The sequence below is a fragment of the Buttiauxella brennerae ATCC 51605 genome (genome assembly GCF_001654925.1).
GTDB lineage: Bacteria > Pseudomonadota > Gammaproteobacteria > Enterobacterales > Enterobacteriaceae > Buttiauxella > Buttiauxella brennerae.
Window position 1 is genome coordinate 137707 of the sequence record NZ_LXER01000022.1, and the last position, 22991, is coordinate 160697.

Sequence of the window (22991 nt, forward strand, 5' to 3'; positions counted from 1 at the left end):
CTGGACATGGTTGCTTGTCGGTTGGGTGAAAAACACCGACAATCCGAGAGTAAATAACGATTCGGAGGCAACCATGTCCACCACTTTCTTCGTTGCGGGCGACTGGCTCGCAGAACATATTAATGATGAGAACATCCAGATTATTGATGCTCGCATGGCACCTCCCGGCCAGGAGCATCGTGATGTCGCGGCCGAATACCGTGCCGGCCATCTGCCTGGCGCGGTGTTTTTCGATATTGAAGCCCTTTCCGACCACACCAGCCCTTTGCCACATATGATGCCGCGCGCTGAAGCCTTTGCTGTCGCCATGCGAGAGTTGGGTATCAGTAGTGATAAACATCTGGTCGTTTACGATGAAGGCAACCTGTTCTCCGTGCCGCGTGCATGGTGGATGCTGCGAACTTTCGGCGTGGAAAACGTATCGATTCTGGCAGGCGGTCTGGCCGACTGGCAGCGCGAAGAATTTCCCCTCCAGCAGGGTGATGTTGAATTGCCGGAAGGCGAGTTCGACGTGAATTTCGACCCGATGGTGATTAAGCGCCTGACCGATGTCTTACTGGTCAGCCATGAAGGCACCGCACAAATTGTTGATGCCCGTCCTGCTCCACGTTTTAACGCACAAGTCGATGAACCTCGCCCAGGTTTGCGACGCGGGCATATTCCTGGCGCCTTCAACGTTCCATGGAATGACCTGGTAGAAAACGGCCAACTGAAAACCACCGACGACTTGAACGAGATTTTCACCCGCCAGGGTGTCAGTTTTGAAAAACCGATTATCGCCAGTTGTGGTTCAGGCGTAACGGCCGCAGTGGTCGTTCTGGCGCTAACCACGCTTGGCGTTAACGGTGTTTCACTGTACGACGGGTCCTGGAGTGAATGGGGTGCACGACCGGATTTACCCGTCGAACCCGCTCAAGCACAGTAATGGACAACCGACTGGCAGGCTTGCTGGAGCGCGGGGATTCTTTAACCCGCGCTGAATACCGCGTTCTCTCACACCTGACAAACCACCCATTGCTGGTTGGTAATATCACGGTGCGGGAACTCGCTCAGGTAACTTTTGTTTCCAGCGCCACCATTATGCGACTGTGCCAGAAGCTCGGATTTAGCGGTTACAGCGAGTTTATCTGGCACTGTAAGCAACTACTTTCCAGTACTCCGCATATTGCTAACCAACCTGCTCAGTCCGCCAGCGAAATGCCGGTTTTATTTGATCAGTTTGTCGATAATTACCGCCAGACTTTCCGTTGGGTCACGCCTGAACTGATGGAGAAGTTTGCGACATTACTGCGGGAAAAAGAGAGTTTCTTTTTGTACGGTGCCGGGTTTTCTTATTTATTCGCGGAATACCTGACCAAGAAACTTCAGGTGTTGGGGAAAACGGCGTTTATTTCCGGGCCGGGTGACAGTCGGGGCATCTTTTTAAGTAACGCCTCAAAGTATCAGGTGTTTATCGCCATTTCTCGCAGCGGTGAAACCGAGCAAGTATTGGATAAGGCGCGGATCGCGCAAAATGTGGGGATGTCGATTGTGGCGTTCACGCGAGCATCGCCAAACAGTTTATCCGAACTGGCTGATGTGCATTTTCCGCTGTATGACGAGGCAATCCACTATGCGGCAGAGGCCGCCGGGATCACCTCATTTGAGTCGAATCTGGTGATGCTGATTGATTTATTGCTGTTGCAGGCAACAGCATAAAAAATCAGATAATCCGGTTGGTTTTAAAATCACGCAGGAAACTGCCCCAACGGCGTTCATAGAAAGGTGTAATGTGCGCCATCATAAAGTGGCTGATGCCCTTCTCACCTTCCGCTACCAGGCAAATATCGACTGGCTCGTCGCCCGGTAAAGTGTCCGTTGCAACACTACCCGCCTGACGAATTATCGCGTCGATATCACCTTCAGCTTCAATACCAATCAGCAGGTTCGGTTGTTCATCTGCATGTTCTTTAATCGAGCAGATAAACGCACGCTTCACGGTTTTCAGGTTTTTAAACAGCGTGGTTAGGGAGTCGACCATTTGTGCCGGTGGCTCAGCCACTTCGGAAAGCAGCAAAGATGTCCCGCCATCCAGCACTTCCTGCTGAGTTAAAGGGTCACTTTCATCGCTTATCAAATGGGTGATTTCGCGCGGGGTAAATTCTTTACCAGTTGGCAATTTCGCGTTCAGGAACAGTGTCGCGCCCTGCGTCATTTCAAATAGCGTACGCACTGGCATCACGACAAATGCCTGCTCGTGGCTGATGGCTTGTTGCAGCGCTTCAACGGAGGTGAAGAACGGAATGACCGAGGTGCCGTCATCTTTTTCCCAGTGCTGCAATTCGACTGCACTATCGGCGTCAATAGCTTCGCCTTCAGCGGCGGTACCCGGTACCCAAACGGTGGATTCCAGTAACACGCGGAAGAATGCCGGGCGATGAGCGGGTTCAGTGGCGGCCTGCTCAAGCAGCGTTTCGAGTTCGTTTTTTGCTTCTGACATGGTGGTTCCAGGGGAAAACAGAACGAGAATATGTTGGGTAGATAAATGGAGTGCTATCCACCGCTCGCTTACCAGCAATATGGTGGATGTCGCTTCGCTAATCCACCCTACAACTGCTTTCATTACCTTCGTAGGTCGGATTAGCGTTAGCGACATCCGACATTAACTTGAGGTAACGTTACTTTCCAGTCAACAGATTCGCAATCGCACGCACACCAATGCCTGTTGCACCAGCAGACCACTGCTCAACGGCACCTTTACGGTACGTTGCCGAACAGTCAATGTGCAGCCAACCTGAATGATAGTTTTCCACGAAGTGGGACAAGAAGCCTGCCGCCGTGCTGGCACCCGCCGGGAATGAAGCATTGGAGGTGTTGTTCAGCTCTGCGAAGTTAGACGGCAACTGATTGCGGTGGAACTCAGCCAGCGGTAAACGCCAGAATGGTTCGTTTTCTGCCGCCGCACTAGCCATTAAACGGTTGACCAGCCCGTCGTCGAAGCTGAACAGCGCGTGGTAATCATTACCCAACGCCGTTTTCGCCGCACCCGTTAAGGTTGCGCAGTCGATGATCAGTTCTGGTTTTTGCGCACAAGCGTCGATCAAACCATCAGCCAACACCAGGCGGCCTTCTGCGTCAGTATTCATGATCTCAACGGTTTTACCGTTGCGATATTTAATGATGTCGCCCAGTTTGAAGGCATTACCGCTCACCAGGTTGTCTGCGCAGCACAGGTACAGTTTCACACGCTTATCAAGACCGCGAGTGATTGCAAATGCCAGTGCACCGGTAATGGTGGCAGCGCCGCCCATATCGGACTTCATGGAATCCATGAATGCACTTTGCTTCATGCTGTAGCCGCCGGAATCGAAAGTGATACCTTTACCGACCAGGCAGGCATAAACCGGTGCATCAGGGTTGCCAGTTGGGTTGTAATCCAGCGCCAGTAACACAGGTGGGCGCTCGGAACCGCGGCCAACAGTATGGATACCCATATAGTTCTGCTCGCGCAGATCTTCGCCTTTGGTGATGCGGTAAGAAACATTATCGCAAGCCACGTCACACAGCAGATCAACAGCGCGGGAAGCCAGTTGCTCCGGGCCGAGCTCTTCAGCAGGCGTGTTAATGGTGTGGCGCACCCAGTCGATGATTTTCAGGCGGTTATTCAGCTCTTTTTGCTCGGTTTCGCCAAGCACAGCCCAGTCAACTTTGCGCGTGCCTTTCGGTGCACGGTAACCCAGCCAGAAAGCCCAGCTCTTTTCAACATCCCAGCCTTCACCTGCCAGCTGTACGTGTTTCAGGCCCTGGCCGTCAATTTTACGTGCCGCACGTTGGATTAGCCCCAGGTCATCTTTGCCTGTCAGGTGCAGGGTAATTCCTTCGTCATTAATACTGTAAGCGGCTTTTTCGCCCCAACGCGCATCGGCAGGCGACGTGGATAGCGTGATTTTCATGGCTTCTGACATTTTCTTTTCCTTATACTTTTCAGCTCATGCTTCATATAAAAACGGGCCGCCTGAGGCAGCCCGCTTGGTTCAATTAATCAGTCTCATCTAACCAGACTAACAGAATCGCTTCCAGAATTTTTTCATTGGATGCGCCTGGATCGTCATCAAAATCTTCCAAATCGCAGATCCACTGGTGCAGATCGGTAAAACGCACCGTTTTTGGATCAAGATCCGGGCGGCTGTCGTACAGCGCTTCGCCAATTTCGCGGCTATCGGTCCATTTCAGTCCCATAAGCTACTCCTGTTAGTGCTCACGTGCATGGTTGATGGTGTAACGTGGCATTTCAACAACCAGGTCTTCATCAGTCACGCGAGCCTGGCAGCTTAAGCGGCTTTCAGGCTCGAGGCCCCAGGCCTTGTCCAGCATGTCGTCTTCATCTTCCGTGCTTTCAGCAAGGGAGTCGAAGCCTTCACGCACGACACAGTGGCAAGTGGTGCAGGCACAGGATTTTTCACAGGCGTGTTCAATCTCGATGCCGTTGCGCAGTGCAACGTCAAGAATGGTTTCACCGACATTCGCTTCCAAAACTGCACCATCTGGACACAAATCCTGATGAGGCAGAAAAACAATCTTTGGCATGTTAAACCTCGTCCACGGAGTGGCCTTTCAGCGCCTTACGGATTGATTCATCCATACGACGTGCGGCGAAATCCTGTGTTTGTTTGTCTACGTTTTTAATGGCTTGTTCAATAGCATCGGCGTCATCGCCCGCTGCGGCAGCGCTTAACGCCGCCATCGCTGAGTCAATTTCCGCTCGCTCATGAGCGCTTAATAGCGCGGCATCGCTGGTTAATGCACCCTGGAGGCTTTCCAGCACCCGGGCTGCATCGACTTTTTGTTCTGCAAGCATGCGCGCTTTCACATCATGCTCGGCATAGCTCATGGAGTCCTGAATCATACTGGCGATTTCGCCATCGCTCAGGCCATAAGAAGGTTTCACCTGGATTGACGCTTCAACGCCGGTGGATTTCTCCATCGCGGTGACGCTCAGTAAGCCGTCAGCATCCACCTGGAAGGTGACGCGAATATGCGCCCCACCCGCTGGCATCGCTGGTATTCCGCGCAGCGCAAAACGAGCCAGTGAACGGCAATCTTGTACCAGTTCGCGCTCGCCCTGTAACACCTGAATCGACATCGCCGTCTGGCCGTCTTTGAAGGTCGTAAAGTCCTGCGCACGCGCCACTGGAATGGTGGTATTACGTGGAATGACTTTCTCTACCAGGCCGCCCATGGTTTCAAGGCCAAGCGACAGCGGAATCACATCCAGCAACAGCATTTCGCTGTCTGGCTTGTTACCCACCAGTATATCCGCCTGAATTGCCGCACCAATGGCGACAACTTTGTCCGGGTCGATGGAAGTCAGCGGCGTGCGGCCAAAGAATTCGCCAACACGTTCACGCACTAATGGCACGCGAGTTGAACCGCCAACCATGACCACTTCCAGCACTTCATCTGCTTCAACGCCTGCGTCTTTGAGCGCACGGCGGCAAGCCAGTAAAGTACGTTTAACCAGCGCGGCAATCAGCTCGTTGAACTGCTCGCGCGTCACGGTGCCTGTCCAGCCAGCGACTTCAACCGTCGCGATTTCGGCATCGCTCAGGGTGATCTTCGCAGCAATGGCGGCGTCGAGTAACTGGCGCTGCACACGGTTGTCGCTGCGATCAGCCACCCCGGCTTGCTCACGCAGCCAGTCGGCCAGCAGATGGTCGAAATCATCGCCGCCCAGCGCGGAATCGCCGCCGGTTGCCAGCACTTCAAACACACCGCGGCTTAAACGCAGAATGGAGATATCAAAAGTACCGCCGCCTAAATCGAAGACCGCGATAACGCCTTCTTTGCCAGAATCCAGGCCGTAGGCGATAGCCGCTGCGGTCGGTTCGTTAAGCAGGCGCAACACATGCAGGCCAGCCAGACGCGCAGCGTCTTTGGTGCCCTGGCGTTGTGCATCGTCGAAATAAGCAGGAACGGTAATCACCACGCCATCAAGTTCACCTTCTAACGCTTCGGTTGCGCGAGCGGAAAGTGCTTTAAGGATGTCGGATGAAATACGAATAGGGTTCAGCAGCCCGGCCGGGGTATCTAACATCGGCAGGCCGTTTTCACTCGCTTTGAATGAATAAGGCAGATGCGGGTAACGCGCCTGGATATCGGCAAGCGAACGGCCCATCAGACGTTTTACGGAGCTGATAGTGTTTGCCGGATCTGTTGCGGCTTGCGCACGCGCGTCCCAGCCCACATTCAGGCCTTGTTGCTGGTAGTGCACCACCGAAGGTAACAGGTGACGCCCTTCATGGTCAGGCAGCGTTTCAGCTTGCCCGCTACGAACAGTTGCAACCAGTGAATTGGTGGTGCCTAAGTCGATACCCGCCGCAAGCTTACGCTGATGAGGTGCCGCACTCAGGCCCGGCTCACTAATTTGTAATAACGCCATATTGAGCTTCCAGTTAAAAATCGAGCAGCTTTTCTTCGAGTTGTTCTATTTGGCTGCGCAGTTTATCGAGAAAACGCAGTTTACGCACAGTATCCGCCGCCTGCGTCCAGTCCTGATTATCCAACTGCTCTACCATCAAAGCCATACGGGTTTTCACCATCGCATTAACATTGGCGCTAAAGGATTCCAGGCGGTCGCTATCTTTGGCGTGCTCGATATTATCAAGCTCTTCGCGCAATTCGAGTTGTTCCATCAAAAACGCGGTGTCACGCACGGTATGCTGTTCGTTCGCCAGATCAAAACCGTTGAGGGAGAGGATGTACTCTGCGCGCGGCAATGGATGACGCAGCGTTTGCCATGCCTGATTGATGGTCGCCGACTGTTGCACCGCCAGCAGAATTTCTGCCTGAGGGCGACTGGCGTATTTATCAGGATGGAACTGGCGTTGCAGCTCCTGGTAACGGGTAGCCAACAGCTCAGTGTTGAGGGCAAATTCTGGCGGTAACCCAAAGAGGGTGAAGTAATCCATAACAGACTCGGGGTTTCATAGTAGAGCGTGATACCCCGTACAACTTGCGCTACACGGGGTATTTGCGAGTATCAGACGTGGAAGCTTTCACCGCAGCCACACTCATCTTTCACGTTAGGGTTCGTAAATTTAAACCCTTCGTTAAGACCTTCTTTGACGAAGTCGAGCTCGGTACCGTCTAAAAATTGCAGGCTTTTACCATCGACGACCACTTTCACGCCTTTGTCTTCGAACACGGTGTCTTCTGCCATCGGTGCGTCAACAAATTCCAGAACATAAGCCATGCCGGAGCAACCAGAAGTACGAACGCCCAAACGCAGACCAAAACCTTTACCGCGGTTAGCTAAAAAGGCATTCACACGATCGGCAGCGCTGTGGCTAAGGGTAATCGACATACAACAACCTCAATCAATTTTTCTTCATTCTTCGAGTCGCAGGGGTGTTGGCTACTCTCACTCACCCCAGTCACTTACTTTAGTAAGCTCCTGGAGATTCATAAACTTGCCACCTGGCTGCAACTCAAATTATTTTGAAAAAAACTCAACAATAATTATTTAGCTTCACGTTTGCTTTTGTAATCCGCGATAGCCGCTTTGATAGCGTCTTCTGCAAGGATTGAGCAGTGAATCTTCACCGGTGGCAGTTCGAGTTCTTCTGCGATGTCGGTGTTTTTGATTGCCTGCGCTTCATCCAGAGATTTACCTTTGACCCATTCGGTCACCAGCGAGCTGGAAGCGATGGCAGAGCCACAGCCATAGGTCTTGAAGCGTGCGTCTTCAATAATACCTTCATTGTTAACTTTGATCTGCAACTTCATCACGTCACCACAAGCTGGTGCACCCACCATGCCGGAGCCGACGTTATCATCGCTATTATCAAAAGAACCAACGTTGCGTGGGTTTTCGTAGTGATCGATTACTTTTTCGCTGTAAGCCATTTTTAATTTTCCTGAATCCGATATCGACGTTCAAAGCGAACGATTAGTGATGAGCCCATTCGATGGAGTTAATATCCACGCCCTGCTTAAACATGTCCCACAGTGGAGAAAGTTCGCGCAGACGGCCAATGGACTTACGTACCAGTTCGATGGTGTAGTCGATCTCTTCTTCAGTAGTAAAACGACCCAAAGAGAAACGGATAGAGCTGTGAGCCAGTTCGTCGGTCATGCCCAGTGCGCGCAGCACGTAGGATGGCTCGAGGCTTGCTGATGTACAGGCAGAACCAGAAGAAACCGCGAGGTCTTTGAGCGCCATAATCAGTGACTCACCTTCAACGTAGTTAAAGCTCACGTTGAGGATCGTTGGCACGCCATTTTCCAGATCGCCATTCAGATAGACTTCTTCCATATCTTTCACGCCGTTCCACAAACGGTTACGAAGCGTGCGCAGACGGGACATTTCTGTCTCCATCTCTTCTTTCGCGATACGGTAAGCTTCGCCCATGCCAGCAATCTGGTGAACAGGCAGAGTACCAGAACGCATACCGCGCTCGTGACCGCCACCGTGTACCTGAGCTTCGATACGAATACGTGGTTTGCGGCGAACATACAGTGCGCCGATCCCTTTCGGGCCATAAATTTTGTGACCAGAGAACGACATCAGGTCAACTTTCAGGGTGCTCAAGTCGATAGGCAGTTTGCCCACGCTCTGAGTCGCATCAACATGATAGATAATGCCACGCTCACGGCACATTTCGCCGATTGCCGCGATATCTTGCACCACGCCGATTTCGTTATTCACGTGCATGATAGAGACCAGAATGGTGTCTTCACGCATCGCCGCTTCCAGCACACTCAGGTCAACGATACCGTTGCTCTGTGGTGCCAGATAAGTCACTTCAAAACCTTCACGCTCAAGCTGGCGACAGGTATCCAGCACAGCTTTGTGTTCGGTTTTAACGGTGATGATGTGCTTGCCTTTCTTCTGATAGAAGTTAGCCGCACCTTTGATAGCGAGGTTATCAGATTCAGTTGCACCGGAGGTAAAGACGATTTCACGCGGGTCTGCACCAACCAGTTCAGCGATTTGGTTACGGGCGATATCAACAGCTTCTTCCGCCTGCCAACCGAAACGGTGAGAACGAGAAGCCGGGTTACCGAAGGTTCCGTCCATAGTCAAAAACTGCATCATTTTCTGCGCAACACGCGGGTCAACCGGCGTAGTCGCAGAGTAATCGAGATAAATCGGTAATTTCATTGCTCTTTATGCTCCGTACATCACTCAATGCAATGAATCAGGCAACTGGCTGAATGAACGACCTTGTTGACGGGGTGTAACACCCCGGCCTGATTCTAAAATTCTTTTTTATTTTTACCCTAAATAGTTCGTGTTGCAGCAAGGCGGCAAACTTGAGAGTCCCCAGGAGCTTACATCAAGTAAGTGACTGGGGTGAACAAGTGCGGCCAATACAGTTGCAACCCGAAATATGACGGGTAAATTAGGCGCGCAGTTTGACGTCGATCGCGTCTTGAGAGCGCGTACTGCGAAGGTTTTCATTTTGCTGACGGCCAGAGACGTCCAGCACTTCCTGGTTATTCACCAGTTCACCCAAGGTGATGTTATTCAGAAAACCAGTCAGACGGTCACTCAGATCACGCCACAATGCGTGGGTCAGGCACTTATCACCGCCCTGACAACCGCCTTTGCCCGCGCAACGCGTGGCATCAACAGATTCATCTACAGCACTGATAACTTCGCCAACTGCGATGCTGTTTGCTTCTTTACCCAGCAGATAACCACCGCCTGGACCACGTACGCTGGCAACCAGGCCATTTTTACGCAGACGGGAGAATAACTGCTCCAGGTAGGAGAGAGAGATTCCCTGACGTTCGGAAATATCAGCCAACGGTACCGGGCCTGATTCGGAGTTCAACGCAACGTCAAGCATTGCGGTCACGGCATAACGTCCTTTCGATGTCAGTCTCATGTCTTACTTAACCTCAAATCGCCCCTCGAACCGGGGGTTTTTTATAAATGTGATTGTCACATAGCAGGTCGCAAGTCTGACATTCCCGAGTAAATTGGTCAACTATTTAACCTAGTAATTTACTCAAGTATTATTTGCCGGATTTTTTCTCGTTATCAATAGAAGAAAGCATGCCGCGCAGAATGTTAAGTTCCTGAGTTTCCGGGCGTGCACGGTTATATAAGCGGCGTAATTTGCTCATAATCTGGCCCGGATGGCTGGTGCGAATAAAGCCCGTTTTCAGCAATACTTGCTCCAGGTGAACGTAAAAACGCTCGAGATCGTCAGCCGATGGATACTGAGTCTGGTCTTCAACAACCACCGCTTCTTTGCCTTCTTCTTGCGTAGCAAGCCAGGCGATGCGCACTTCATAAGCGAGGATTTGTACCGCCATCGCCAGGTTCAGTGAACTGTATTCCGGGTTAGCCTGAATCGCGACGTGGTAATGACATTTCTGCAATTCGTCATTGGTCAAACCAACACGTTCACGGCCAAACACAATCGCCACTGGCGCATCTTGCGCTTCAGAAATGGTCTTAAGACCACATTCGCGTGGGTCGAGCATCGGCCATGGCAGCGTGCGTGAACGAGCGCTCGTTCCTACCACCAGACTACAACCCGCCAGGGCTTCGTCGAGGGTATCAACAATTTTCGCTTCGCCAATAACATCACTGGCACCCGCAGCGAGCGCGATTGCCTGAGAGTCAGGTTTCACCAGTGGATTAACCAACCACAGATTTGTCAGCCCCATGGTTTTCATTGCACGGGCTACGGAGCCCATGTTGCCGGTGTGGGAGGTTTCAACCAGCACTATACGTACGTTTTGCAGCATCGTTGACTCATAGCCTGAAAAGATTATCGCGATATCCTATCATAACCCTGGGACATATTCCGAACGCTCTGCTATACTCCGCCGCGTTTTCCCGTTCTTTAACATCCAGAGAGAGACCGATGCATCCGATGCTCACCATCGCCGTGCGCGCTGCGCGCAAGGCGGGCAATTTAATTGTCAAGAACTACGAAACCCCTGACGCTGTAGAAGCGAGTCAAAAAGGGAGCAACGATTTTGTGACTAACGTAGATAGAGACGCCGAGCGTCTGATTATCGAAATTATCCGCAAATCCTACCCGCAACACACCATTATCGCTGAAGAATCAGGCGAGCTGGCGGGTACCGAGCAGGATGTGCAATGGGTTATCGATCCTCTGGATGGCACTTCAAACTTCATCAAACGTTTGCCACACTTCTCTGTATCTATCGCTGTCCGTGTTAAGGGCCGCACCGAAGTTGCCGTTGTTTATGACCCAATGCGTAATGAGCTGTTCACAGCCGTTCGTGGTCAAGGCGCACAGCTGAACGGTTACCGTCTGCGCGGCAGCAATGCACGTGACCTCGATGGCACCATTCTGGCAACTGGCTTCCCGTTCAAACTGAAGCAACACGCTACTCCTTATATGAACATCGTGACCAAACTGTTCACACAGTGTGCTGACTTCCGTCGCACCGGTTCTGCTGCTCTGGATCTGGCATACGTTGCGGCTGGCCGTGTTGATGGTTTCTTCGAGATTGGCCTGAAACCTTGGGATTTCGCAGCAGGTGAACTGATTGCTCGCGAATCTGGTAGCCTGGTATGTGATTTCACCGGCGGCCACAACTACCTGACCAGCGGCAATATCGTTGCAGGTAATCCACGTGTTGTTAAAGCGATGCTGGCAGCTATGCGTGATGAACTGAGCGAAGCGCTGAAGCGTTAATCTCAGAAAATGCCTTCCCGTCGGGAAGGCATTCAATTAAAACGGTCGAATCCCGCGCATTACCGGTTGAGCACTCAGCCACATCACCACTGCTGCTAATACTAAAATTCCACCACCTGCAAATGCCAGTGTCGCCCAGCCGACTTGCCGCCATAAAACCGGTGCTTTATTACCGCTAATGCGTACTGCAAGCTGACGGAATCCGTGGACCAAAAAGGCCAGACCAGAAATGGTAATAGAGGTGCCTGCCGCCATTGTCAGCGCCGAGAACATTCCCCAGCTATACACACCAATCACCTTACTGAACAGCAGCACCATGATGGCCCCGGAACATGGGCGCATCCCCATCGACAACACAATCATCGCCCGGGCACGCCAGTCCTCTCCGGCTTCAAGCTGTTGCTCCGTCGGCAAGTGCTGGTGACCACAGCCACATTTTTCATGGTGAACATGATGCGGCGTGAAGGATTTAAAGCGCGTCGGCTGACGCAGTGCCCTCATCAACTGGCGTAACGCCCGACCGCAGAGCATCAAACCCAAAATGCCCACCAGCAAATAGCTTCCTTTCTCAAGCCAGAAACTGCTCATATGCAACTGGCGGGAAGGTAATGCCAGAACCCCCAGCACCATGGTGACCAGGCCAATCGCCACCAGCCCTTGTAATAAAGAAGCGGCGAATGTCAGCTTAAGGCTGCTTTTTAAACGTGAAGGATGGGTTGCAAGCCAGGTGGTGATCACCACTTTGCCATGCCCCGGACCGAGGGCATGCAGAACACCGTAAACAAAACTAAATGACAGCAATGACCAACCCGCCCGCGCCGGGTTCTCGGCAACCTCACGCAGAAGTGTGCTCATTTGCTGGTTAATCGATTTCTGCCACATCGCACTGTCGATGAGAATTTGTGGCCAGTAATGCCACAGGCTGTAAAGCGCTGCGGCACAAATAAGCAGGAAGAATGCCAGCGGCCACAGCTGAAGCCAGCGGCGTGAAGGGGATTGAGCAGAAGGCATTACTGACATTGCAATATCACCTGTTGAGCAAACTGTTTGCCCAGTTCCATATCTTCGGGCGGTGCATCGGCTTTATCCAGCGATTGTGCGAAGGCCAGCGTATCTTCGTTCGGCTGCGGGGTTTTCACTGAGATTTTGCAAAGTGAGGCTAATGTTTTCGGCAATTTGGCATCACTGGAATTGTCATAACTCATATCGACAAAATAGCTCGGGTCGAACGTCGCAAACTGGAACGTCTGCCCTTTAAATGGCTGCGGATGCGCCAGCGGTAATACAAAGGTGAGCACCGCCTGATGCCCTACCCGCGCAAGCCCGTACTCGGGTGGCAAATTGTTAAACGTCACTTTTTTGCCGTTATGCCAGAATTCAGTGAAGTAATGTTGCCCTAAAACATTGGCCATCACTTCGGCGGCAAGTTTCTTCCACACCGGCGAACCGGGCTTTGCATCGCCTGCGTCATACAGTAGATCGGCTGAAGTGATTTCATCCATCGTCCACTGCATTTTAAGACCCGTGAGCTGATCATTTTCGCTCATCACCGTCGTCACGAGCGTGATAAAACTGTGCGGATGAGCCGAAGCCTCTGGGCTAAAAAGTGCAGAAATTAAGGCAAAAGACGCAATTCTGTTACACATTTTCCTGCTCATTATTCTCTCGAAATTATAATTCTGTGAGCCAGTCAGAATTCCGTAATTAAAAAGCTCAAATGTCGCTCTCTACGACAAAAGCTTTAGCTACTCTTAGCATTAATTAACGTTGAATTGGTTATGCGGATGATGACACTGCTTTCCCCACCACCATCTGTACTCTCCAGTCCGCAGCGTCGCTGCCACCTGCTTTTGTTGCTTTACTTACCGGGCCAAACCGTCACGCCAGAGATCCTCGCCAGGCTCAACGGGGTCGATGACACCAAAGCCCTGCAAGATATAGCCGACACGGGCGATGAAATCCAGCGCTATCACCGGCTGAGGCTTATCACACAACAGGACGGCAGCTATCGGATTGAGGGTACGCCTCTGGATCGCCGCCTGTGCTTGTTGCACTGGCTACGCCGCGCATTGCGATTATGCCCGCACTTTGTGCAGCAGCATTTTACGCCGGCACTCAAAACCCAGCTTAAACAGCAAGGGATTCTGACGGCATTGTATGACGAGAAAAACCTCCAGGCGTTGATAGGCCTCTGCGAACGACGCTTACAGCGGCAGTTTGACAGCCGCGATGTGCAATTTTTAACCCTATTCCTGCAATACTGTCTGCATCAGCACCATGCGGGAATTACCCCTGAGTTTACCGAGCAGCAACGTTCGTGGACTCAAATGCGCCCGGAGTTTATGGCAGCGCTTGAAATCGCCCGCCACTGGAAGCGCCGGGTGATGCAATCGGCTAATGAAAACGAACAACTGTTTCTGGCACTTCTGTTCCAGCTGCTGCGCATGCCTGATCCTATTAACGATAACCATCAACAAGACTTACGCTTACGTGTAGCCATTTCCGGCATGATTGCGCGCTTTCGCGAACAGGCGGGGATGTCTTTTAGCGATGAACAGGGCCTCAGCGACCAGCTGTACATTCATCTTGCCCAGGCGTTGGATCGCTGCCAGTTTGGTATTGGCATTGATAACAGCCTGCCGGAAGAAATTACGCGCCTGTATCCACGCCTGATGCGCACCACGCGTGAAGCATTCAACGATTTTGAAAACCATTTTGAGATGCGTTTTTCAGATGAAGAAGTGGGTCTGGTGGCGGTGATTTTTGGCGCGTGGTTAATGCAGGAAAATGATCTGCATGAGAAACAGGTTTTATTGCTGACGGGTAACAATCTTGAACTTGAACAAAGTATTGAACAGCAGCTACGCGAACTCACGTTACTGCCGCTCAATATTAAACACCTGACGATTCACAGCTATCAAAAAGAGGGCGCGCCCAAAGAAGTGGCGTTGGTGATCACGCCCTATTCAACGTCGCTACCGCTTTTTTCTCCACCACTGATTCACGTTACGCTGCCGCTGGGTGAACACCAGCAGCAGCAGATCCGCAAAATTATTGAGAGTTAACACAATACGAGACTGGGCGTGGCCGAATGAACAACGCAGGTACGGCCACCAGCGCCATAATCCAGAACACCCCACCCTGCATATGCTGGTAAAGGTAGCCGGAGAACATGGTCATAATCGCAATACCGCCGCCCATTGCTACCGCAGAATAGACCGCCTGCAAGCGAATCACTTCGTTGCCCTCGCGTGCCGAGATATAGCGCATCGCCGCGAGGTGGCACACGGTGAAACTGCCGCAATGCAGGATTTGCGCGGCAATCAGCCACGGCAAATCGGTGGTGTACGCCATCAGGCTCCAGCGCAAAATCCCCGTCACGCCAGAAAGCAGCAGCAAATCACGCGCACTCCAGTTGCGGAACAGTTTGTTGCTCAGGGCAAAAATCACAATTTCCGCAACGACACCCAGCGACCACAGATAGCCGATAACCGAAGCGGAATACCCTGCGCCCTGCCAGTAAATCGCACTGAACCCATAGTAAGCCGCATGTGCGCCTTGCAATAACGTTACGCAGGCAAGGAAGCGCCATGAACCGAGCACCAGTTTCTTCCACGCAGGCCAGCCCGCGCCTTCGCTATGACGGGTTTCACCTTGTGGCATCACGGATGGGCGCAGCATCATGCCGATGAGCATGGATACAACACCAATACTCAGCAGCACCAGTATTGCCTGGTAGCTAAACATACTCACCAGCTTGCCTGTCATGGCAGAGCCAATCACAAATGCCAGCGACCCCCACAAGCGCACGCGGCCGTAATCCATGGTGATTTGGCGCTGCCAGGTTCCGGCCAACGCATCGGTCAGTGGCACCAGTGGTGAGAAGAACAGGTTAAAGCCGACCATCACAACCAATAACCAGATGGCGGTTTGCCCGAACCAGAAAGCAGCAGCGAAAAGTAGTGTGAGTAAAGCAAGAAGTCGTAGAGCAAAAACAAGTCGGGAAGGATCGGTAACACGGGGGGCCAGAAGCAAACTACCGAGGAAACGGGCAATTAACCCTGCGCCTAACAATAGCCCTATGGTTTCAGGAGGCAGACCGACTCCGGCGAGCCACACACTCCAGAATGGTAAGAAAACCCCGTAGCTAAAGAAGTAGGTAAAATAACTGAGCGCCAGCCAGCGCGTTGAATGCAAAACCATGATCCCTCCCGTTTTGGAGGCGTTAGTGTGTCCGAGCGTTGGCTAGCTTGCAAGCATTCATTAACAAGCCAATAACACTTTCAAATGATATGGTTATGCCGGGTGACTATTGCCGATATCGCTACGCTAAACCGAGATGATTCTGGTGCTCACGACAAAACGGCAATCTCCATCTGCAACTGTGTCGACTCCCCTGCCCCCAACAACACCAGCCCCGGCTGTCCGGCCATATTATGGGCATTCACCGGGTGGCTTTGCGGTTCGAGGCAAATAAAAGGTTCGTCTACCATGCGGAACACCATCAGATATGGAGTTGCACATTTAAGCTGCAGGCGCATTTCGCCGCTTTCAATCAGCACCGTGCCATTCCAGCCGGAATAACCGACGTTCAACCACTGGTTGTCCGGGATTTTCGCCGTGATGAAATTGGTTTGTGCCGTCAGTTGGTCACGCCACTCAAGAGGTAAGTGATTCTCTCCTTCAGGCCAGAATCCCGTTGCTCCAAACTGCACGTGTGTCGTGGGTGTGAGATGGAAAAAGGGATGAAAACCCAGCCCATAGACCATCGGCTTACTTCCCCGGTGAGTAAGCACAAGCTCAGCGATAAAACGCTTACCTTCCAGCCGGTAATTCAGCCGCGCGTGATAATCAAACCCGCACTCATGCTGACTATCCAGCGTTAAAACAATCTGCTTACTATCCTCGGTTTCCACCTGCCAGCTTTTCAGCCAGCCATCGCCATGGAGAAAAAATTGTTCATCGACCGGGCTTTCCGGCAACGTAATCGTTTCACCGTGAAGCAGGAAGTGATTTCCGGCAACCCGATTTGCCAGCGGCAGCATCGGGAACAGCGCTTTCTCGCCGGGATGAAGTATCGGCAACTGATGCGCGAGTGAATCCAGGCTCAGGATTGCCGCCCCCTCCGGGGCGACAACTAAACGCAGATGGCTATTTTCGAGTAGCAGGCTTTGCATTGTTATTGCGCCACTTTTTCAGCGCGAGCTTTAGCCGCTGCACCGTATTGTTCTGCCATGCGTTTTTCCAGCGCTTCCAGGCTCACACCTTTGGTTTCCGGAACATAACGACGCACATAGACAAAACCTGCGGCACAAATCAAGCCATAAAGCAGGAAGCTCCCTGAAGCCCCAAGACCGGCGTTCAACAACGGGAAGGTATAGGTCAGAAGGAAACAGGCCACCCACAGCGCCAGCGTACCCAAAGACATCGCCAGGCCACGAACCCGGTTCGGGAAAATTTCTGATAGCAGAACCCAAGTCACAGGGGCCAGCGTCAAAGCGTAAATCGCAATCGCCGCCAGGACGAGAATGAGCACCGGCAGCCCCAGAATGCCCAGACCGTATGCGGCACCGATTAATGCATAGATGATAGTCAGGCCCGCAGCGCCAAATAACATCAGCTTACGGCGGCCAATTTTATCCACCAGCGGCAGTGCTGCGAGAGTGAAGATAAGGTTGATTAAACCGGTGGCAACAATGGATTTCAGCGTGCTGTTAATATCAAACCCGGCGGAGGCAAAAATCTCCTGCGCGTAGTTAAATATCACGTTAATCCCGCACCACTGCTGGAACACCGCCAGCACCATCCCAATAATAATGATGGGCTTAACCTGCGGCTGCCACAGCGTTCCCCAGGAGACTTTTTGTGTGTCGTTATTCAGGGTTTGCAGAATATCGTTGAGCGTATCATCGGCATATTTCTGGTTACCGATGCGCTTAAGCATTTTGTGGGCACGTTCATTCTTCCCGGCACGCACAAGCCAGCGTGGTGACTCTGGCACAAAGAACATCAGCACCAGGAAAGCCAGCGCCGGAACCAGTTCGGCACCGAACATCCAGCGCCAGCCAACCTGCCCGTTCCAGCTTTGCGTGATTTGCTGCATCGACGCCGTTGCGGCAACCGGTTCGGCAATCATCAGGTTGATAAGCTGTGCGGCCAACACGCCAATCACGATGGTCAACTGGTTGATAGCAACAAACTTGCCGCGCTTTTCTGCCGGGCTAACTTCTGCGATATACATTGGGCTTAATGCAGACGCGAGACCGATGCCCACCCCACCGACAATGCGGAACACCACAAACATGTCGAAGTTGCTGGCCATCGCCGTACCCCAGGCGGAGGCACTGAACAATATCGCCGAGATAATCAGTGGTGTTTTGCGCCCAAATTTATCGGCGCACCAGCCAGAGACCAGGGCACCAAAAATACAGCCTACCAGTGCGGAACTCATTGCCCAGCCAGACTGCGCAGGGTCGGTTATCGAAAAGTAAGCTTCGTAGAAGGGTTTTGCTCCACCAATCACCACCCAGTCATATCCGAATAGCAAACCGCCACAGGCGGCCACCAGACAGATAGTCCATACATAGCCCATGCGTAGTTGTGTCTGCACAGTTTTCATTGTTGTTCCTCGCTTTGTAGAGATACAGAGGAGGCGGGATTTATTTCCCACCATTTATTGTTATGTCAAAACTCAGGCAAAGACCCCACGCTGCATTGCCAGTTGCAGAAGATGTGCTTTGTCATGAGCAGGATTGCGTGAAAGTAAGGTTTCTAATGCAGTTTCAAACTCGGAATACTCCCCCAGCCCAAGGTGCCCAAGTGCTGCAACAAACAGGCAGTGCTGCTGATGCGCAGCCTGGCGGTCAGCATCAAGCGCAACCAGGTCGGGTAGCGATACGGCAAAGAAATCGGGTTCGGACAGGTCATTGAAGTGCGTATCGGCCCAGCGAATAAAACTGCGGAATTGCTGCTGCGCCTGCTCTTTTTCACCCATACGAACCAAAGCCATTGCCTGATAGAACAGGTAATCAACGGGCTGATCGTTGTAATAACGGCCTGCGTCCAGCGCAGCCCCCCCTTCCAGAGCGCGTTCAAAATAGCGCTGCGCACGTTCTTGCTGCTGCAATTGCTGCGCACACCAGCCAAGCAGATACCAGATGTCGTTATCGCTCTGGCCGACTAAACGCCCTTCACCGAGGTTTTCCGGATAGGTCAACGCTTGTTGAAGTAACTCTTCAGCCTTGCCGAACTGTTTAGCGGCTATGCATTCCAGTGCGCGGCGTTGCAGGTTAATCAGATACTGGCCGGTGACTTTGCCCTCACCGCCTTCCCATGGGTGGAATTTACGTTGCGCTAAAACTTGCGCTGCGGAGTCTGTTTCTCCGTGAATATTCCACAAGCTGAGTAACTCGGCAGTCAGATCATCACGTTTAAGCACCACGTCGCGGCGAGCGGCCAGATGTGCCAGACGATCCACCGTAGAGTGACCGTTGAGTTTTTGCAGGTAATCGAGTTCAAACAGGAAGCGCGCGTTATCGGGTTCGAGCGTTACGGCGCGTTGCAGATATTGCTGCGCCATTTGGGCATCGTGCAATTTGTTCCAGGCATGAATCCCCAGAACACGTTGCACCGCGCCGAAGTCCGGCAGCTGTTGTGCGCTAAAGTGCCAGCAGGCGACGGCTTCGTTATAGCGACGTTTGCTGTACCAGAAACAACCGAGCAGATATTGCGCGAAGCCATCATGCGGCAAACGTTGCAGCATCTGCACTTCATCAAGCGTGTTAGGGAAGCGTACTTTGCGGGCAAAGTTTTCCTGAGCCTGCTGCACATAAAGATGTTGCTGGGCGCGGTCGGTTTCCAGAGCGGCTTGCCATAACAGCGGCATTGCTTCCTGCGAACCAAGAATGCGCAGCAGCGCTCTGGCCTGAACGTCCTGACCAAGACTCACCAGCCACCCGGCCAGAACACTGGCATTCACACCGCGTTTCCCGGTAATACGCACCAGTTCAGCGCGGTCAGTTTCATTTTGCGTAACGGCCCAGCGGGCGTAGTGCAGAGCGTAGCTGAGTGGGTATTCCTCAAGCTGTGCAGCAATCCAGAGTAGTGCTTTTTGTGATGCACCTGTTTGCTGTAAGACCAGCGCTTTCAACCCCATCGCCAGGTTATTGCTGGCGTTGAATTTCAGGCTTTGATTCACAAATGACAGAGCTTGCGTCGCGTCGCCTTTGCGTAATGCCAGGCGAGCCAGGGCGTAAAATGCCGCGTCACGGCAGTTACCACTCCAGCTTGCTTTGAAATAATCATCAAACGCGCCGTCGTAATCAGCCTGTTTTTCTTTTGCGGTACCGCGCAGCATGCTGGCATCGCCATTTTGTGGGTTCTTGTTCAGACGGTGCGCCCGCTTCAGTGCCGCATCGGCATATTGTTCGGCAAGCGTCCAGTTGCCCCGGTTAAATTCAAGCTGCCCGAGCGCTACATTGCAGCGGTAATCTTCAGGATCTAATGCCAGCGCACGCTGGTAATAATCCAGTGCCGAACGGCTGGCGTGCAGATACTGCTCCAGATGCTGACCGATAAAATACAATTCATCGCAATTCGTGATTTCATGCGGTTTGGCGGGCACGCAAGCAGGTTGCGGCAGAGGTAAATCTTCAGGGATATGTTCGCAGTAGCTGAGAATGACGTTGCCTTGCATATCACATAAATTCAGCGTCAGGCGTTGTGGCCAGTCGTTGTTGAGTTTTTCCTGCCACGCCTGAGCGGGTTGCAGTGAAAGTGCCGATTTCCAGAGTGTGTTACCTGCGGCTTCAATGCTGAGCGTAAAGTCAGGTACCGGCGCAATGGCATACACACCAATGTGCAGATTACCGTTGTGGCGCTCCAGTTTTATGGCCGCCTGTGTGTTGGCATTTTGCAGCGTACCGAGCTTGCTGTAAGGCAAAAAATTCTGGACGAACACTTTCTCCTCAAACGGCGCAATCCAGGTAAAGTCGGGCTGGTTATCGGTAAATACACCGGTCATCAGTTCGATATACGGGCCGTTCTCGTCGGTCAGGTTACGGTCCCACGCCAGACCGAAATCGCAGTTACCCCACGTCCACTGTTTCTTACCCGGTGAAACATGGTGATTGGCAATATGCAGCAAACCGCCCTGCTCGCCATGATGGTAAGCGCCGACAAAATCGTAATCCGATTTATCCGCCATGTATGAGGTTGGCACCGGGATGTTTTTGTAGCGCGAGATATCCACGCCTGCGGAATAGTCGACTTTGTAGTAAGTGCCGTGGGCCATCGGGAAGGCAGAAACGTCACGTTTTCCGTGGTCGAATACCGCCGTGACATCTGGCGGGAAGACGCTTTGGTGCTCGTCTCCGCCTTTGACTGCTGGGTTTGCCCACCACAGGAAATGGCGCGGCGTGGCATTACCGTTAAACACTTTGCCGGTGATTTCGATAAGCGCTTTTTCCGGGTACAACGTAAAACCGGTCATCACTTGCAAGCCGCGCATCGGCTCCACTTCACCGAGCCAAACAGTTTGCGCACCGTTTTCATGTTTCTGGAAAGTCACGTCGACTGGCATGAAGGTGGTTGGGCGGTGGTGTTGTGGCCAGTTAAATTCGATACCGCCGGAAATCCACGGCCCCACTAATCCCACCAATGCAGGCTTCACCACTTCGTTGTAGTAAACGAAATCGCGCTCCATCACTTTGTCATAAGCCCTGTGAATACGACCACCCAATTCAGGCAGTAACATCACACGGATGAAATCATTTTCAATCCACACTGCATTGTATTCGCGCATCTCGCGATTGCCGGTAAGTGTGTCAATAACACCGTAAGGGTAAACGGCACCGGAAGACCCCTGATAAACGCGGTTTTCCAGAAACATCGGATTCGGGTCTTCCGCACCGGTCGTCCAGGTGGGTATAGCAATCGTCTCTTGCCAGACGTTGACGGCTCCGTACATTTCGCTTCTCCAGTAAACAAACAACAGTGAAATACGTTATGTTTGCAGTGTAGAGAACTCACTCAGGCTTAGAGCGCTTAATGCTCACACAATAAAGTTAACGGAGTTTAGTGAAATGTATGATTCAGGGCTGAACAACCAACGCGTGCGGCAACTCAATCGCCAGATTTTCATGAAGCTGGTGTGGCAGCATAAGCGGCTAAGCAAATCTCATTTTTCTCAATATACCGGGCTGTCGATTCCGGCGGTGAGCAAGATCCTCGACGAGCTGGTCAACGATGGCAAACTAAGCCATTCCAGCGAGAACCTCAGTCTGCGAGGCATTAACAGTGGCAGTTACCAAATCCCGCTCGACGGGGATTTTATTCTCTGCATGAATGTGACGCCCACCAGCATTGAGAGCCAGTTGTGCGATGCGCAACTTTCACCACTGGGTGAGTTTGAACGTATTCATGTCAATGCTTGCACACCGCAAGATTTACTGGCCGCGATTGAAAATATCTGGCGCACTCAGCGTAAAAAATGGCCGAAGAAAACGATCAACCTTGCTTTGGCTATCCACGGGCAAGTCGACCCGGTTACCGGCGTGTCACAAACTATGCCACAGGCACCGTGGCGAGAGCCGGTGGAAATTAAATATCTGCTGGAGGAAAAGCTCGGCGTAACGGTAAAAGTGGATAACGATTGTGTAATGCTGGCGCTGGCAGAGAAATGGCAAAACCCGGCGAATCGCCAGGATTTCTGCGTCATCAATGTTGATTATGGGATTGGTTCGTCGTTTGTCATCAACGGGCAGATTTATCGCGGCAGTTTGTATGGCAGCGGGCAAATCGGCCACACCATTGTGAACCCTGATGGCATGGCCTGTGACTGTGGGCGCTACGGCTGTCTGGAAACCGTCGCATCGCTTTCGGCGTTAAAAAAACAGGCGCGTATCTGGCTAAAATCGCAACCTGGTTCGGTACGACAAGACCCGGAAAATGTCACCTCCGCACAGCTTATTTCCGCCTGGCATAATGGCGATGAACAGGTCCGCAGCTGGGTAGAAAGTGCCGCTAATGCCATTGGGCTGAGTTTGTATAATTTCCTTAATATATTAAATATTAACAATATTTTGTTTTATGGCAGAAGCTGTGGATTTGGCGAGGACTGGCTGGCCACCATCAATCGGCAGATTGGGTTTAACCCGTTTGACCATGGCGATGCGCTAAAGATTAATGCGACGCAAATTAGCTTCGGCAAGCTTTCGCGGCCACAGCAAGTGATGGGAATTGGTTATTTGTATGTGGAAGCCACGCTGGGTAAAGAATAAGCCGTGAGGAAATATTCCCCGGATATCCCAGTCAACATCTGGCATG

At 52.2% G+C, this 22991-nt stretch carries 22 protein-coding genes; 5 read left to right on the top strand and 17 right to left on the bottom strand.

What is annotated here, in order from left to right; translation table 11 throughout:
* Positions 1 to 73 precede the first annotated feature (73 nt).
* Positions 74 to 925: a 3-mercaptopyruvate sulfurtransferase gene (gene sseA / locus M975_RS13770; protein WP_064560305.1), complete on the top strand. Its 852-nt coding sequence runs from the start codon at positions 74 to 76 to the stop codon at positions 923 to 925.
* A complete protein-coding gene (locus M975_RS13775) occupies positions 925 to 1698 on the top strand; it encodes a MurR/RpiR family transcriptional regulator (RefSeq protein ID WP_064560307.1) in 774 nt (257 codons plus the stop codon). The genes sseA and M975_RS13775 overlap by 1 nt, the downstream gene beginning before the upstream one ends.
* A 4-nt stretch (positions 1699 to 1702) precedes the next feature.
* On the opposite strand, the gene sseB is transcribed toward M975_RS13775, so the two are convergent.
* The 11 genes from sseB to trmJ form a co-directional block, all read right to left on the bottom strand.
* On the bottom strand, positions 1703 to 2479 hold the full coding sequence (sseB, locus tag M975_RS13780; RefSeq protein ID WP_064513061.1) for an enhanced serine sensitivity protein SseB: 777 nt from the start codon (positions 2477 to 2479) through the stop codon (positions 1703 to 1705).
* Positions 2480 to 2657: 178 nt separating this feature from the next.
* Complete coding sequence (gene pepB, locus M975_RS13785) at positions 2658 to 3944, bottom strand: aminopeptidase PepB (protein ID WP_064560309.1); 1287 nt, start codon at positions 3942 to 3944, stop codon at positions 2658 to 2660.
* A gap of 73 nt (positions 3945 to 4017) precedes the next feature.
* Positions 4018 to 4218 carry a Fe-S cluster assembly protein IscX gene (gene iscX, locus M975_RS13790; protein ID WP_064513065.1) on the bottom strand — a complete coding sequence of 67 codons (201 nt, stop codon included), beginning with the start codon at positions 4216 to 4218 and terminating at the stop codon, positions 4018 to 4020.
* A 12-nt stretch (positions 4219 to 4230) separates the two neighbouring features.
* Entirely contained in the window at positions 4231 to 4566 is a 336-nt protein-coding gene (gene fdx, locus M975_RS13795; protein ID WP_034459208.1) for an ISC system 2Fe-2S type ferredoxin, read from the bottom strand.
* Between the two features lies 1 nt (position 4567).
* Positions 4568 to 6418, bottom strand: a complete 1851-nt coding sequence (hscA, locus tag M975_RS13800) for a Fe-S protein assembly chaperone HscA (RefSeq protein WP_064560312.1) — start codon at positions 6416 to 6418, stop codon at positions 4568 to 4570.
* 13 nt (positions 6419 to 6431) lie between these two features.
* The gene (gene hscB / locus M975_RS13805; protein ID WP_064560314.1) at positions 6432 to 6947 is read right to left on the bottom strand and encodes a co-chaperone HscB; all 516 of its coding nucleotides are present in this window, start codon (positions 6945 to 6947) and stop codon (positions 6432 to 6434) included.
* 71 nt (positions 6948 to 7018) lie between these two features.
* Positions 7019 to 7342, bottom strand: coding sequence for an iron-sulfur cluster assembly protein IscA (gene iscA / locus M975_RS13810; protein WP_064513071.1), 324 nt, complete (start codon positions 7340 to 7342; stop codon positions 7019 to 7021).
* A gap of 155 nt (positions 7343 to 7497) precedes the next feature.
* Positions 7498 to 7884, bottom strand: coding sequence for a Fe-S cluster assembly scaffold IscU (gene iscU / locus M975_RS13815; protein WP_064513073.1), 387 nt, complete (start codon positions 7882 to 7884; stop codon positions 7498 to 7500).
* Between the two features lie 43 nt (positions 7885 to 7927).
* Entirely contained in the window at positions 7928 to 9142 is a 1215-nt protein-coding gene (locus M975_RS13820) for an IscS subfamily cysteine desulfurase (protein ID WP_064560316.1), read from the bottom strand.
* 241 nt (positions 9143 to 9383) lie between these two features.
* Positions 9384 to 9872, bottom strand: a complete 489-nt coding sequence (iscR, locus tag M975_RS13825; protein ID WP_064513078.1) for a Fe-S cluster assembly transcriptional regulator IscR — start codon at positions 9870 to 9872, stop codon at positions 9384 to 9386.
* A gap of 130 nt (positions 9873 to 10002) precedes the next feature.
* The gene (gene trmJ, locus M975_RS13830) at positions 10003 to 10743 is read right to left on the bottom strand and encodes a tRNA (cytosine(32)/uridine(32)-2'-O)-methyltransferase TrmJ (RefSeq protein WP_064513080.1); all 741 of its coding nucleotides are present in this window, start codon (positions 10741 to 10743) and stop codon (positions 10003 to 10005) included.
* 119 nt (positions 10744 to 10862) lie between these two features.
* Between trmJ and suhB the strand changes: the two genes are divergently transcribed.
* Positions 10863 to 11666, top strand: coding sequence for an inositol-1-monophosphatase (suhB, locus tag M975_RS13835; RefSeq protein ID WP_064513082.1), 804 nt, complete (start codon positions 10863 to 10865; stop codon positions 11664 to 11666).
* Positions 11667 to 11702: 36 nt separating this feature from the next.
* On the opposite strand, the gene M975_RS13840 is transcribed toward suhB, so the two are convergent.
* Both M975_RS13840 and M975_RS13845 read right to left on the bottom strand, forming a co-directional pair.
* Positions 11703 to 12686: a nickel/cobalt transporter gene (locus tag M975_RS13840; protein ID WP_064560318.1), complete on the bottom strand. Its 984-nt coding sequence runs from the start codon at positions 12684 to 12686 to the stop codon at positions 11703 to 11705.
* Positions 12677 to 13312, bottom strand: a complete 636-nt coding sequence (locus tag M975_RS13845) for a DUF1007 family protein (RefSeq protein ID WP_064560320.1) — start codon at positions 13310 to 13312, stop codon at positions 12677 to 12679. Before M975_RS13845 ends, M975_RS13840 begins: the two co-directional genes overlap by 10 nt.
* 138 nt (positions 13313 to 13450) lie before the next feature.
* Between M975_RS13845 and csiE the strand changes: the two genes are divergently transcribed.
* Positions 13451 to 14731 (top strand): stationary phase inducible protein CsiE, encoded by a 1281-nt coding sequence (csiE, locus tag M975_RS13850; protein ID WP_064560395.1) that lies wholly within the window; start codon positions 13451 to 13453, stop codon positions 14729 to 14731.
* Here the strand turns inward: csiE and M975_RS13855 are convergent.
* The 4 genes from M975_RS13855 to M975_RS13870 form a co-directional block, all read right to left on the bottom strand.
* Positions 14718 to 15869, bottom strand: a complete 1152-nt coding sequence (locus M975_RS13855) for a 3-phenylpropionate MFS transporter (protein ID WP_064560322.1) — start codon at positions 15867 to 15869, stop codon at positions 14718 to 14720. The two genes, csiE and M975_RS13855, sit on opposite strands and share 14 nt — an antisense overlap.
* Positions 15870 to 16018: 149 nt before the next feature.
* Positions 16019 to 16843 carry an aldose 1-epimerase gene (locus tag M975_RS13860; RefSeq protein ID WP_064560323.1) on the bottom strand — a complete coding sequence of 275 codons (825 nt, stop codon included), beginning with the start codon at positions 16841 to 16843 and terminating at the stop codon, positions 16019 to 16021.
* Between the two features lie 2 nt (positions 16844 to 16845).
* A complete protein-coding gene (locus M975_RS13865; protein WP_064560325.1) occupies positions 16846 to 18285 on the bottom strand; it encodes a sugar porter family MFS transporter in 1440 nt (479 codons plus the stop codon).
* 72 nt (positions 18286 to 18357) lie between these two features.
* Complete coding sequence (locus tag M975_RS13870; protein WP_064560328.1) at positions 18358 to 21633, bottom strand: DUF5107 domain-containing protein; 3276 nt, start codon at positions 21631 to 21633, stop codon at positions 18358 to 18360.
* Between the two features lie 115 nt (positions 21634 to 21748).
* Between M975_RS13870 and M975_RS13875 the strand changes: the two genes are divergently transcribed.
* Positions 21749 to 22945, top strand: coding sequence for an ROK family protein (locus M975_RS13875; RefSeq protein WP_064560330.1), 1197 nt, complete (start codon positions 21749 to 21751; stop codon positions 22943 to 22945).
* Positions 22946 to 22991: the final 46 nt, after the last annotated feature.